The 13,935-nt window shown below is 39.9% G+C and carries 14 protein-coding genes; 7 read left to right on the top strand and 7 right to left on the bottom strand.

The window, feature by feature from the left end; all coding sequences use genetic code 11:
• Nucleotides 1-181 precede the first annotated feature (181 nt).
• The gene (locus AC5JMK_RS09150; protein ID WP_495909926.1) at nt 182-583 is read right to left on the bottom strand and encodes an alpha/beta hydrolase; all 402 of its coding nucleotides are present in this window, start codon (nt 581-583) and stop codon (nt 182-184) included.
• A gap of 9 nt (nt 584-592) precedes the next feature.
• A complete protein-coding gene (locus AC5JMK_RS09145; RefSeq protein WP_495909925.1) occupies nt 593-1,006 on the bottom strand; it encodes an alpha/beta hydrolase in 414 nt (137 codons plus the stop codon).
• 244 nt (nt 1,007-1,250) lie between these two features.
• On the opposite strand from AC5JMK_RS09145, the gene AC5JMK_RS09140 reads away from it, so the two are divergent.
• Nucleotides 1,251-2,132, top strand: coding sequence for a helix-turn-helix domain-containing protein (locus AC5JMK_RS09140; RefSeq protein WP_495909924.1), 882 nt, complete (start codon nt 1,251-1,253; stop codon nt 2,130-2,132).
• A gap of 115 nt (nt 2,133-2,247) precedes the next feature.
• Here the strand turns inward: AC5JMK_RS09140 and gatA are convergent, their stop codons facing one another.
• The gene (gatA, locus tag AC5JMK_RS09135; RefSeq protein WP_096674685.1) at nt 2,248-3,705 is read right to left on the bottom strand and encodes an Asp-tRNA(Asn)/Glu-tRNA(Gln) amidotransferase subunit GatA; all 1,458 of its coding nucleotides are present in this window, start codon (nt 3,703-3,705) and stop codon (nt 2,248-2,250) included.
• A gap of 376 nt (nt 3,706-4,081) precedes the next feature.
• Between gatA and AC5JMK_RS09130 the strand changes: the two genes are divergently transcribed.
• The 3 genes from AC5JMK_RS09130 to AC5JMK_RS09120 all read left to right on the top strand — a co-directional run bounded on the left by AC5JMK_RS09130 (nt 4,082) and on the right by AC5JMK_RS09120 (nt 7,019).
• Nucleotides 4,082-5,437 carry a helix-hairpin-helix domain-containing protein gene (locus AC5JMK_RS09130; protein ID WP_096674687.1) on the top strand — a complete coding sequence of 452 codons (1,356 nt, stop codon included), beginning with the start codon at nt 4,082-4,084 and terminating at the stop codon, nt 5,435-5,437.
• A gap of 182 nt (nt 5,438-5,619) precedes the next feature.
• Complete coding sequence (locus tag AC5JMK_RS09125) at nt 5,620-6,258, top strand: hypothetical protein (protein ID WP_495909923.1); 639 nt, start codon at nt 5,620-5,622, stop codon at nt 6,256-6,258.
• 449 nt (nt 6,259-6,707) lie between these two features.
• Entirely contained in the window at nt 6,708-7,019 is a 312-nt protein-coding gene (locus AC5JMK_RS09120; RefSeq protein ID WP_096674689.1) for a DUF6464 family protein, read from the top strand.
• A 72-nt stretch (nt 7,020-7,091) separates the two neighbouring features.
• Here AC5JMK_RS09120 and AC5JMK_RS09115 read toward each other — a convergent pair whose 3' ends face one another.
• Nucleotides 7,092-7,754, bottom strand: coding sequence for a class I SAM-dependent methyltransferase (locus tag AC5JMK_RS09115; protein ID WP_495909922.1), 663 nt, complete (start codon nt 7,752-7,754; stop codon nt 7,092-7,094).
• A gap of 144 nt (nt 7,755-7,898) precedes the next feature.
• Between AC5JMK_RS09115 and lepB the strand changes: the two genes are divergently transcribed.
• Entirely contained in the window at nt 7,899-8,471 is a 573-nt protein-coding gene (lepB, locus tag AC5JMK_RS09110) for a signal peptidase I (RefSeq protein WP_096674691.1), read from the top strand.
• Between the two features lie 368 nt (nt 8,472-8,839).
• On the opposite strand, the gene AC5JMK_RS09105 is transcribed toward lepB, so the two are convergent.
• Nucleotides 8,840-9,382: a ComEA family DNA-binding protein gene (locus tag AC5JMK_RS09105; RefSeq protein ID WP_096678774.1), complete on the bottom strand. Its 543-nt coding sequence runs from the start codon at nt 9,380-9,382 to the stop codon at nt 8,840-8,842.
• A gap of 62 nt (nt 9,383-9,444) precedes the next feature.
• Nucleotides 9,445-9,819 carry an NINE protein gene (locus AC5JMK_RS09100; RefSeq protein WP_096674694.1) on the bottom strand — a complete coding sequence of 125 codons (375 nt, stop codon included), beginning with the start codon at nt 9,817-9,819 and terminating at the stop codon, nt 9,445-9,447.
• 374 nt (nt 9,820-10,193) lie between these two features.
• On the opposite strand from AC5JMK_RS09100, the gene AC5JMK_RS09095 reads away from it, so the two are divergent.
• Nucleotides 10,194-10,517 carry a DUF1825 family protein gene (locus AC5JMK_RS09095; protein ID WP_017311427.1) on the top strand — a complete coding sequence of 108 codons (324 nt, stop codon included), beginning with the start codon at nt 10,194-10,196 and terminating at the stop codon, nt 10,515-10,517.
• 120 nt (nt 10,518-10,637) lie between these two features.
• On the opposite strand, the gene AC5JMK_RS09090 is transcribed toward AC5JMK_RS09095, so the two are convergent.
• A complete protein-coding gene (locus AC5JMK_RS09090) occupies nt 10,638-12,557 on the bottom strand; it encodes a transglycosylase domain-containing protein (RefSeq protein ID WP_096674696.1) in 1,920 nt (639 codons plus the stop codon).
• 177 nt (nt 12,558-12,734) lie between these two features.
• On the opposite strand from AC5JMK_RS09090, the gene tyrS reads away from it, so the two are divergent.
• Entirely contained in the window at nt 12,735-13,904 is a 1,170-nt protein-coding gene (gene tyrS / locus AC5JMK_RS09085) for a tyrosine--tRNA ligase (RefSeq protein WP_096674698.1), read from the top strand.
• Nucleotides 13,905-13,935 lie beyond the last annotated feature (31 nt).

The raw sequence follows: 13,935 nt of genomic DNA, 5'->3' as shown, positions 1-13,935 counted from the left end.
GTGTCATTTCTTCTAAAATTATGTTCACATATCCGGATTGTTAAGTATAAATTTATTACTAAAGTTAAAATTAATCACAAGTAAATTCCTTAGTATTTACAACAGCATATATTTAATTTTTTATACATAAGTATTTGTTTAACTTCTTATTAAAAAGAATACTTTTAATTAAAAACGTTATTTAATTTTTATTTGTTTGCTCGTCTCCTTGATAAAGCTGGTTGCATAACTGAAGCACTGCTTGCAAATACTCAGCAGGAGCTACTTCTGCTACGTTATTATGTCCAGCACCAGAAACCAGAAACAATCTTTTCGGTTCAGGAGCAGCAGCATATAATTTTTCACTCATGAAAGCAGGGATAGTGATATCACTGATACCATGAATGAATAAAATAGGCATTTTTAACCGAGGTACTTTTTGAATTGATTCAAATCGCTGTGTCAATATCAAATTGACAGGAAACATCCGAAAAATGTTCCGGTAAGTAACTACTTGGCGAATTGAGGTAAAAGAGCTTTCTACAATCAATCCACCTGCATCTGGCTGTTTAATAGCTAAATCAATAGCGATGTCTGACGACAAGCCTCACGGCTACGCGCCTCCCAAAGAATGACCATAGATAAAAATTTGACTGGGTGTAATCCTGCGCTGATGTACTAAATAATTCCAAGCGATCGCTGCATCTTCATACACTCGCTTTTCATTGGGAAAACGACCTCGACTGTTACCATATCCTCGATAGTCAATTAATAATACCGAAAACCCTAGTTGATAAAATCTACTAGCATTGGTAATATTTGCGCCAATATTTATACCATTACCATGTAGATAGAGTAGAACTTTCCCATTCGATTGATTTGCTCTCAACCACCAACCATGAATATATTCCAACTGATGCAATTGAATTTGTATAGGTAGCCAAATTTCTTCGTAAGGTAAATTTAAAAACCTTGGCGTTGTTTCAATGGTAGAAGACGGAAAAAAGATAAACCGTGTTTGTCGCAAAAAAAGAAGTATACATACAGCACAGTAGGTGAGTACTGTAAGGATTCCAAGCCAAAATAAGATATTGGTGAACAATTGTATTTTATGTTGCAGCTTAATCTGTTAAATGCCAGTATTTATGTATACAATATAATCGCAAAAGCTTGTAAATTTAGTATTTGCCAATTAACATTGTTTATCAAAAAATTATGATTTAAAAGTTTAATAAATAAAGAATAGTAGATTATTCAGTAGATTTTGGGAGATGACAGTGACGTCCTTTAATGAGGCTCAACAAGAGCAACTCAAGGAAATTGGAGCATATTTACGACAGATACGCCAAGAGAAATCCGTGCGTATAGAACAAATAACTGCTCAAACCCTGATCAGACAAGCGTTTCTAGAAGCATTGGAAGAAGGTCGATATGAAGACTTACCAGAGCCAATTTTTGTACAAGGGTTTATCCGACGCTACGGTGACGCATTAGGACTTGATGGTGTAGCATTAGCCAAAAACTTTGCAATTAACTTTTTTCTTCTCGATGCTGGTAATGATGATAAGAAAGCGCAGAAAAGCCCAAGTATACATATCCCTCTTGCTGTTCCTTATGTAGTATTATTAACAGTTGCTTCTTTTATATTGTTTTTTCGTCTTAATCCCAAAGCTCCAGCCGATTCTGTTGCTCAGGATCAAAAATCCAAAGCTTCCCCACAAACAACATTATCTACAACTGTAGCTGCCTCACCAACATTATCTCCATTTACTACCCCAGCAGCTACAACTCAATCACCAGAAGCATCCCTAGCTGCGTCACCAACATTATCCCCATTTACCACACCAACAACAACTACAACTCCCTTATCAGAAACATCTCCTTCCACCCTAGCAGCATCTCCAGTTGAAGTGACACTGGAATTGCAAGGGGAATCATGGGTACGAGTCAAAGCAGATGGTAAAACTATGTTTGTGGGGACTTTAAAGAAGGGAGAGCGAAAAACTTGGACAGCAAACAAGCAATTGACTGTACGCTCTGGAAATGCAGGTGCTGTATTGGTTTCTGCTAATAAAAGTGAACAAAAACCCCTTGGAGATATAGGAAAGATCAAGACAGTAACTTTTACTCCTGAAACTGTCAATAGTCAATAGTCCAGATTCATTCGATTTTGGATTTTGGAATTGACTTCAGTTATAAAATTTGGGGACTTATAGCATCAAATAAATATCGGTCAACAGTTTTTGACTATTGACCATTGACAAATAACTATACTTGTGGCATACGCAAATGCCACTGAGTAGATTGTTCATAAGCGTAAGCTACTTGAAACAGTTGGTCTTCTCGTAAAGGCTTACCAATTAACTGTAAACCAATCGGTAGTCCACTGTCATCAAAACCACAAGGTACACTTATACCTGGTAGACCTGCTAAATTTACGGGAATAGTCATCAAATCAACTAAGTACATACTTAGAGGATCAGCAGTTTTTTCTCCTGCTTTGAATGCTGTGCTAGGAGCTGTAGGACAAGCTAAAACGTCAACTTGTTCAAAAGCTCTTTCAAAGTCTTCCTTAATTAGGGTGCGTACCTTTTGTGCTTTCAAATAATAGGCATCATAGTATCCTGCTGAAAGAGCGTAGGTTCCCAACATAATCCGGCGTTTGACTTCTGTACCGAAACCACTTGCACGAGTACGAGTGTACATATCGATCAAGTTTTCCGCTTCATCAGCACGGAAACCGTACTTGACGCCATCGTAACGAGCCAAATTCGCTGAAGCTTCGGAAGGAGCAATAATGTAGTAGCTAGGTAAACCATAACGGAAGCGAGGACAGGAAACAATATGAATTTCTGCACCCAGATTTTGCAGTTGAGCAAGTGCTATGGTGATAGCCTCTTCAACTTGTGAATCTAGACCTTGACCAAAGGTTTCTTTGATCACGCCAATTCTGAGTTGTCCTCTCGGTTTAAGGTCTGGCTTTAAACTTGCGCTGTAGTCGGGAATAGGAACTTTTAAGCTAGTAGAATCTTTTGGATCGTAACCTGCGATCGCTTGTAACAATGTTGCTGCATCTTCCACAGAACGACCAAAAGGACCAATTTGATCCAAAGATGAAGCAAACGCGACTAAACCATAACGTGAAACTAGTCCATAAGTCGGTTTGATCCCCACCACACCACAGAAAGAAGCAGGTTGACGAATCGAACCTCCAGTATCAGAACCCAGAGAAACAGTACATTCTCCTGCTGCTACTGCCGCCGCCGAACCACCAGATGAACCACCCGGAACTCTCGATAAATCCCAAGGATTAGCAGTCAAACCATAGGCTGAAGTTTCTGTGGAACCACCCATAGCAAACTCATCCAAATTGGTTTTACCCACCATTACAGCACCAGTTGCTGCCAACTTTTGTGTTACCGTTGCCTCATAGGGCGGCACAAAGTTTTCTAAAATCCGGGAAGCACAAGTAGTGGTAATTCCCTTTGTACATATGTTGTCTTTAATGCCGATGGGAACACCTGCCAATAACCCAATTTCTTCGCCTGCGGCGATTTTAGCATCCACCGCCCGCGCTTGTTCCAAGGCCCGTTCGACAGTTATACACAAAAAACTGTGTAATTTTGGCTCTAGTGTTTGAATGCGGTCTAAAGCTTCTTGAGTAATTTCTACGGCAGAACGTTCTTTTTTAACTAGCTGTTTGTGCAACTCGCGGATGGATGCCATGATTGCTTCCTTAGTGACTCAAGTCATTGATTTTAGTACAGTTTGACAATTTCTGATCAAGGGATCGGGGATTCTCCAGAGGAGACGCTACGCGTAGACGCGTAAGCGGCTTCTCATAGAGTACGGGGATTGGGGAGCAGGGAGCAGGGAGCAGGGAACGGGGAACGGGGTTCGCTATGGCCTTATATTCTTAAATTAGATTAATATGTATTTCACACTAAGTAAGTCGGCGGGAATAAACATAAAGGGAATTACGAAAAGTAAACATACACCAAACCCTTAACCAAGGACGTAGACGCGCCTTCTTCGGCTTCTCGTAGAGTAGAGTATGACAAATAACAAATGACAAATTACGACTTAAATCTATTAAAGAGCAATGGTTAAAATTGTAACACGTAAATTTTTAGGTATACAAAACGTATATGACATTGGAGTAGAGCAAAACCATAATTTTGTGATTAAAAATGGTTTGGTGGCTTCCAATTGTTTCAATAAATCCCACTCTACAGCTTACGGATATGTAACTTATCAAACTGCGTATTTAAAGGCGAATTATCCTTTAGAGTATATGGCAGCACTGTTAACAGCTAACAGTGACGATACAGATAAGGTGCAGAAATATATTGCTACCTGCACAAATATGGGTATTCAGATTGATCCACCCGATATTAATCGTTCTGGGATCGATTTTACCCCTTTGGACGGGAAAGTTTTGTTTGGATTGTCGGCAGTGCGAAATGTTGGACAAAATGCGATCGCTGCTATTTTGGAAGCGAGAGAATCCAAAGATGAGTTTAAGTCTTTATCTGATTTTTGCGATCGCGTTGATTTGGGTACTGTGAACCGTCGCACTTTAGAATCACTAATTTATTGTGGAGCTTTTGACAAAATTGACTCCAATCGTAATCAATTACTTCATGATTTGCCTTTAGTTTACGACTGGGCCCAATCCCGCGCCAAAGATAGAGCCACAGGTCAAGGTAATCTATTCGATTTTTTAGGCGGTGGATTTGCTAGCAATACTAATAAAAATAATATCCAAAATAGTTTTGATAGCGCTCCCAAAGCTAAACCTGTTCCTGATTTACCTCCTCAAGAAAAGTTACGCAAAGAAAAAGAATTATTAGGCTTTTACGTATCAGATCATCCACTTAAATCCGTACGCAGTTCAGCGCGAGTCCTCGCACCAATTAATCTTTCGGGGTTAGGTGAACAAAAAGAAGAATCAATTTTATGTGCAGTAGTAATGCTCAATAACGTCAAAAAAGTCATCACAAAAAAAGGTGATCCAATGGCAATATTGCAAATAGAAGATTTAACTTCTCAATCAGAAGCAATAGCATTTCCTAAAACCTATGAACGCATTAATTCACTTCTGCAAATTGATTCCAGATTAATAATCTGGGGTAAAGTAGACCGACGAGATGACCAAACTCAATTTATTGTTGAAGATGCAGAAGCAGTAGAAACAGTACAAATGGTCATGGTAGAATTAAATATCCAACAAGCAGCTACCATTGAAGAACAACATCGTTTACGAACAATTCTGCAAGAACAGTCTGGGGATAAAGAAAAAGCCAAAGTACCAGTGATTGGAATTGTTCAAGCTGAAAATTCCCGCCATCTCGTCCGTTTCGGACGTCAATTTTGGGTACAGGATTCTCGAAGTGCTGTTTTGGCTTTACAAAATGCTCGATTCTCTGCTCGCGCACAATTACTTACTAATACATAGATTTTTTGGTCAAAATAATACATCTATGTTTTTCAAATAACACTATTTTCTGTTAACACATTTTTGTATGTAAAGAATTGAAAACTATATACTCATTTAACTTATTAAGTATAAAACCGTAGATATTAGGGATAAATTATGTTTTTTTAGTTGCTTCTGCGGATGATGCTTTCCTGGAAAAAATGGTATCTTTTGATGCCATGAGAATAAATGCAGCAACCAGGGTAAGGAGCAAATACTTGGTAACGGCAAATGCGATAGATTATTTTGTTGGATATTGCAAAAAAATTCAACCCCAATCTCAAGAAGAAATTAAAAAATTTTTTGAGGGAGTTGTTGGATTTCCTTATGATAAGGAACTCTTATTGCAAGCATATTTATTTTTAAATATCAACGAATTATTTCCGATCTGCGCTGAATTGCTGTTATTTGAAAAGTCTCCAATTGCCGACCATACAGATTTAGGAAAGTGTGATTTTGTCTACCTTACTTATGAAAATAAATTGTTTTTAATTGAGACAAAATTTATTGATACGGAAGCAACAGGAGCAACCGAAAGAAAAAGAAGAAATAAACATAGAAACAAAGTATTTGAACAGGTTATTACTTTGAAAAATAGATTCAGTGAGTACTGGAATATAAAATTGAAAGAATTAGATTGTGGTGTTTTTACAACAGATCTAGAAATTGATTGGAGAGGAAATGACGTGAATGTCATAACGAAATCAGTGTCGATTGATAAACTAAAACACTGGCGAAAACACTACAATGTAGATGATAAAATGACAAATGGCAAAGGGGAAGGGAATGGGAAAAAATAAAATTAAAACTTGCTACAGTAGCTTAATTATAAGTATCAATTAGTATAAAATGTTTGAAAATAATCACCAAAATTGACGATCAAAATTTCTATGTCTGCGGTCAGCTTGAGACGATAATGATTCAATATACCGCGCTTGGGTTAAAACCCTTAATTTTCCATTAGTCCGCGCAGGCAGACTTCCTTTCAGGAAGCCGCTACGCGTCGTGCTTGTGTAGTAGCGAACTATATTCGCCCAATACTTTTCAAACATCCTCTAAGCGTAGAAAAAACAGATAGGCTTCTGTTGAAATATCTCTAAGTCCCACAGATCAATCAATTGGTTCAACGCGGTACCTGTTTTTTTGGGGACAATGCTATGAGACTGCGATTGAAATCGCGGGCGAGTTTGAACTACCTACGAATATGTAACACTAGAGAAGAAAAGCGCACACAAGAGGTGTAAAAAAGGTGTTTAGAATACTTTTGGTGATTGCCATTGGTTTCTTACCATCGCTACTTTCCCTGTGGTTAATGCGTAAAACCCAGGCGAGGATGCGATCGCACCTTAGACGCGCGGCGAGAAATTTTCCCAGAGAACCAATATCAATAGACATTAGACCAGATGTAAGCGATCGCTACTACCTAGAAGGAGTAGGTTATCTTATTGGTGACGTCAGCTGTCGGTATAATGCTCGTTCTGGCTATTTACGCTGTGCCGTAAATCCTAGTGGACCGTGTGAAGGATGTCGTTACTATGAAGCCAAAGAATTCACTAACTAGGTCAGGTTAGCACAATTCAAGTTAACTAGCCAGAGTCATCATTTGTAATTAGTTATTGGTCATTGGTAAATCTTACCAATGACCACGCCTCTGCGCTGTCCAGTGGCGATCGCTTGATTGATAAACCTCCACTGCTTGCAAACCCACCTCAGAAAGTAAATCTTTCACTTCCTCTATAGTTAAAGCAGCGTGCAGAGAATCACGAAATAATTTTTTTTGATGTTCATTGTATTCAGCACCAATACTGCCAACTAAAGCATCTGTTGTTACTTCATCATACGGTCGAAATAAATCACGAATAAAAATGCCACCGTTGGGTTTTAATACACGCTTGAGTTCTCGGAACAAAGATAAAGGATCGGGTAAATGGTGAACAAGACTATTTGATACAACTATATCAAACTGTTCATCTTTGTAAGGCATACGTTTAACATCTACCAATTCCAAACGAATTTGGTCTTGCAAACCAGCTTCGTGAACATGAGAAGAAGCAATTTGTAGCATAGTTGCAGCTAAGTCAATGGCAACAACTTGCCAATTAGGTCGCATTTGACAGATTAAAATCGGAATTCGAGCCGTACCAGTACCAGCATCCAAAACCACAGCTTGTTCTGATGATCCCAAAGCGATCGCTTCTTGAGCAAAAGCACCATTTACCTCAGTAAAGTCCATTGCATCATACTCAATAGCTTCTTCGACGCTATCCATAACTTCTGGTTCTAATATTCTTTTCATATTTAATTGATTGTTTCTCCCTTGTCTCCCTTCTTTTTCCCCATTTTCCAGATAGAGTACCCGCACGATTGTCAATAAAAGATATATTTAGCGTCAAGATAAGTAGAGTGTTCGTCTAATTTTGGAACCAAATAGTTAACTTCTATGACCCCTCAAAAAAGTAATACACAAGACGCTTCTACGTCGTCAGGAGTATGGCGCAGTGTGCGGGAAAATTTGGGTTTGATTGCTATAGCCTTAGTTTTGGCATTTTTGATCAGGACTTTTATTGCTGAACCTCGCTACATTCCCTCAGATTCAATGGTGCCTACTCTACATACAGGCGATCGCTTAGTGGTAGAAAAAATTTCTTACTCTTTTCACCCTCCACACTTGGGCGACATTATTGTTTTTCAGCCTCCCGAAAAACTACAACAAAGAGGATACCCAAAAGACCAAGCTTTCATTAAGCGTGTAATCGGTGAACCAGGTCAAACAGTGGCAGTTACTGGTGGCAAGGTTTACATTAATGGAAAACCCCTACAAGAAGATTATATTGCCGAACCACCAATCCAGCCATTTACACAAGTGCGAGTCCCAGAGAATGAATTTTTTGTCATGGGAGATAATCGTAATGATAGTAATGACTCCCGTTACTGGGGCTTTTTGCCCAGACAAAATATTATTGGTCGGGCAGTTTTTCGTTTTTGGCCCTTTGATCGCATTGGATTAGTTTAAGGGGATTAGGGATCGAGGAGCAGTACCGCCTCGGAATTTATTCCGAGTCTCGTAGCGCAAGTCCTCTGAAGAGGACTCAAAAAAAAGTTTGTTCCAGTCCACTTGAGTGGACTTTCGCTATGAGCCTGGAACTTTAGTTCTAGGCGGGATACAGTTTCAACATGAAAAATTTTGACTTGTGTGTACACCGTAGCCTTGTAAAGGGGAGGGTTAAGGTGGGGTAAAAAATATTTGATACATCAATCATGACTTTTCAAACATCCTCTAACAGTGATCAGTTTAATTTGATAACTGACACTGATAACTGATTAGTTGTCCCCCTTTTCCTCCTGATCCCCGCTCCCGGCTCCCTGATGGCTCGTCCTGATCTAGAACCTGAGATAATACATCAGCTGGGCAAGGATATCACCGGAGAGATTCAAGCGTCGTTGGAAATCTACCAAGTCACGATAAGGCCCAGCTGATTGGCGATTTTCAATCACTGCTTGAGCGATGGATAGTTCTATAAATGGTATTTTTACTAAACTCTCAACTGTTGCTGTATTAGGATTAATTTTATAAGTAATATTGTTTACAGAGTCGTCATCATAATAACTAAAATCTAAAATTATCTCTAAAGACTTGAGTCGCTGTAACGATATACTCAAAGCAGCCGCTATATCTTCAATACAGTAAAATTTGACACCACTATCGGATAGTTCTACAAGCGATCGCGCCTGATGAATAGATAAACCAGGTAAGCGCAACCAATCATCCACAGTTGCTTGATTGGCGTCTATGCGTATACCTAAAGATACAGCGATCGCGATTTCTTCTGTTGATTGTAATCGGTAGTAAGGGTCATTTAGTAATTTTGAACGCAGTTTTTGCAATCTAGGGTTGAGTGGAAATGGCAGCCTATTTGAGTTCATCTCACTTTTTAAGTTAGTGGTTAATGCTAACAACCAACAACAAACAACCATCAAGCAACAAATCAAGAAATTTGATCAAGCAAATGACGGCGTTTTTGTTCAAATTCATATTCAGAAATCAATCCATCTTGACGCAAAGCATCTAAATCACGCAAAGCATCTGCGATCGCTCCGACTTGATTGGCTTGTGAGCGTACAGAACGAACTACTGACTTACCTTCATTAAAATTCTGATCAAAAGCTTCTTCGTCTTGAGCTAAATACCATACTCCTTCAATCGCACTTGCTACCTTGGGAATTGGCGTCCACGACAGCAGCACATACAATAGACCCCACAACGGCTGTCCTAAATAAAATTTATGTAAACCAGAAATTGTTAATGTGCCAGCAAACGCTAAAATAGCAGCAACACTCCGGCTTTTTCGCTTAGTCAACATCTTTGGTTCTCCTCATCCAACTAACCACCACCATATTTTTTATTGTATTGAAGCTAAAGGATAGGGGATCAAAGACAAGGAGAACACGGAAGGGAAAGACGGGGAGGTGGAGAAAAATTTTGATTTATTCACCGTGTCTCCCGCTCTGGGCGTCACCCCGTCTTTTCCCAATGCTCAATGACAAATGACAAATGACAAATGACCAACCACTAACTAAATCGTCAAGTGTTGATATTTCGGTAAATACTGTTATTTAACCGAAGTTTATTTTCTAGCTTAGTTTCTTAGACTAAAGACTAAAATAAACCTAGAGGCAAAATTTTAAGACAAAGTGAGGTACTGATCATCAGTACTTATTAAGATATAGAAGCAACATGGGATTCTTTGACTCTGAGATAGTTCAGCAAGAAGCAAAGCAGCTGTTTGAAGATTATCAAGCGCTAATCAAACTTGGCAACAATTACGGCAAGTTTGACCGCGAGGGTAAAAAGCTGTTTATTGAGCAAATGGAAGCGATGATGGAGCGTTATCGCGTCTTTATGAAGCGATTTGAGTTGTCAGAAGATTTTATGGCGCAAATGACTATTCAGCAGCTGAAAACTCAGCTCAGTCAGTTTGGCGTCACACCACAACAAATGTTCGATCAGATGAACATTACCCTAGAAAGAATGAAAGCGGAACTAGAAAAACAGAAATAGAGAATAGGGGCTACAGGTTAGAAAATTCAAAACAAAAATTTTAATTTCTAAATTTTTAATAAATTTATCCCTAATCTCCAGTTCCTAACTCCTAACTCCTAACTCCTAACTCCTAACTCCTTACTTTTTGGGACGAGGGAACTTAGAAGGTGGCTTAAAGTACTCTACAGGTGTGTCCTTAAGTGCCTTAAGCATGAAATCACGCCAGACAGGAGCTACCATAGAGCCTCCTGTAGCACCAGTAGCCAATTGTCTATTATCGTCTCTACCCACCCAGACAGCAGTTGTCAATTGGGGTACAGTTCCGACAAACCAAATATCTTTTTCGGAAGAAGTAGTTCCCGTCTTACCAGCCGCAGGGCGGCCAATAGCTGCATTTTTTCCAGTACCATCAGTAATTACTGATTGCATCACATTGACTACTGCTGCTGCGGCCCAGGGTTCTAGAACTAGCTGAGGCTTAGGAGTGTTATCTAACAACACATTACCGCTACTATCGGTCACACGGACAATCACTGTTGTTGGTGATTGCCAGCCATAATTGGCAAAAGTAGCATAAGCACCTGCCATTTCCATCGGTGTCACCCCAATCGCACCAAGTGGTAAAGAAGTCACTGGTTCCATGGGACTCATAATTCCTAAGGTACGGCATGTCTCAACAACTTTGTTCATGCCTATAGCTTTGCCAACTTTGATAACTGGGACGTTACGAGACAGCTTCAAAGCAGTACGAATAGACATTGCCCCACTATAACCGCCATCGTAGTTGCGTGGACTATACCAACCACTACCATCCCTATAACTCACAGGAGTATCATAAACAACCGTATCAGGCGTAAATTTTCCAGTAGCAAAAGCGGCATAGTAAACGAAAGGTTTAAAAGCAGATCCTGGTTGCCTATAAGCTTGGATTGCACGGTTAAATTCACTAGTTTTGGAGTCTACACCACCCACTAATGCTTTCACGTAATGGGTGCGGGGATCGATAGCCACCAAAGCCATTTGATTTTTATTTAACCCTTGACTGCTTAGTCTTTTATGCCATTTACTGACAGTTTCTTCTGCCATTTCTTGAAATTTGGCATCTACTGTGGTTTGTACGCGCATTCCACCTTTTAACAAGGCTTCACGACCAAATTTCCTTGCCAGTTCTTGAGATACAGCGTTGGTAACATAAGGTAAGGCGCTACCTTGAAATGACCTAATTTTGCCTAGTTTAATTTTTTCTTTTAAAGCGTCATCGTATTCTTTTTGGTTAATCCAGCCCAAAGTCAGCATTCGTCCTAAAACTTCCTTCTGCTGATATTTAGCTTTTTGCATACTGACAAACGGGCTATATTCCTCTGGTGCTTGGATCAAACCCGCCATCATTGCCGACTCACCTAAGGTTAAATACTCCGCCGACTTATTAAAATAGCTACGTGCTGCTGTTTGTACACCGTAGTTATTGTGACCCCAATATACTTGATTGAGGTACATTTCCAAAACTTGATCTTTTGTAAGTATTTGTTCGAGACGAATCGCTAATACTGCCTCGGCTATTTTACGGGTAAATTGACGTTTCTGGGACAAAAACAGATTTTTCACCAACTGCATGGTAATGGTAGAACCACCTTCACGCACTCCACCAGCTACCCAGTTGGTTACTACAGCACGTCCCACACCTTTAGGGTTAATGCCGTGGTGAGAGTTAAAATCAGCGTCCTCGCTTGCTAGTACTGCACGTTTTAGGTGTGGTGAAATTTTATCTAGCGGTACAACTTCTCGGTTGGCTTCACCGTGGATACTTGTTAATAACTTACCCTTGATGTCATAAATATAGGTAGTTTCTGAAGGGAAAAAATTACGTAGCTGTCTTACATCAGGCAAGTTGCGGAAACTAATGGCTAAACCTACTAATCCTCCCGCGACAATGGAACTCGCTAGCATGGTAATTGATAGTAGAGTACCGCCAGCTACCTGACCTACTCCTTTCAAAAACTCAACGCCAGATGAAGGGCTACCTTGGGATTGCTTATCTTCAAAAGTCCTAGACGACACGGCGTTCTCACTTCCTCACTTGTAAATATAACTATAATTTCTTTGGCGCAGCAAGACGGTTAATTTTTTGCAATTATATTAGTTTGGCAGATATAAACAACGGAAGCATTGCTAGTGACTATAACCTACCTAACTTCCATATTGCAAAGTATAGAGAACAGTCAAGATCCTAATAGTATGGTGCAGAACTTTTCTTGGTTACGTCGTGGCATTGTCGAAATTTTCCCCCAACCAGCCGATTCGGATACTGAATCTGAAAGTTTAGAAAAACGCTTGACCACAACCGACCGACCCTTGCGGATAAAGTTGGGTATTGACCCGACAGGCGCTGATATTCATCTTGGTCATAGCATACCAGTAAGGAAACTGCGAGCTTTTCAAGATGCTGGTCATACAGCAGTGTTGATCATTGGTGATTTTACGGCACGGATTGGCGATCCTACGGGGAAATCAGATGTACGTCGCCAACTTACACAACAAGAGGTCGAGGCAAACGCTCAGACCTATCTTGAACAAGTACGACCCATACTAGATTTTGACACACCTGGAAGATTAGAGGTGCGATATAACTCGCAATGGCTTTCCAAGCTGGATTTAGGAAAAATTTTAGAGTTACTCTCAACCATGACTGTGGGACAAATGCTAGCAAAAGAAGGATTTGCTGAACGTTATAAGAAAGAGAATCCGATTTTTCTACATGAGTTCCTTTATCCGTTGATGCAGGGTTTTGATTCTGTGGCTATCGAGGCTGATGTGGAGTTGGGTGGTACTGACCAGAAATTTAACATAGCAGTTGGAAGAGATTTACAACGTCATTTTGGACAAAAACCCCAATTTGGTTTGCTACTCCCGCTTTTAATTGGCACAGATGGCGAGCAAAAAATGTCTAAGTCTTTGGGAAATTACGTAGGTTTACGAGAACATCCGAGCCAAAAGTATCAAAAATTACAGGGTGTTCCAGACCACCTGCTAGAAGATTATTTTGAATTGTTGACGGATTTACCTCTAGATACACTACCAGAAAACCCACGCGATCGCCAAAAACTCCTCGCGCAAGAAATAGTCCGGCAGTATCACGGACAAGACACCGTCAATAACATTGAAGCAGGAGATCTACCCGAATTTTCTCTATCCAAAGTAGAATTTCCGGCAAAATTATCGCTAATTCTCAATGTTACTGGCTTATGCAAAAGCGGTGGAGAAGGAAAACGGAAAATTCAAGAAGGTGGCGTGAGACTAGATGGCGATCGCATTACCGATGTGGACACTACTTTTGAAGCCGCAAGTCAATTGTACGGACGAGTTTTACAACTAGGAAAAAATAAGTTTGTTCGACTTGTAGAGTGATAGGGAATAGGGATCGGGCATGAATCAGTTA

This window comes from Pelatocladus sp. (assembly GCF_059505505.1).
The sequence above is the reverse complement of the archived record's forward strand: the minus strand, read 5'-3'. Positions and strand labels throughout refer to the sequence as shown.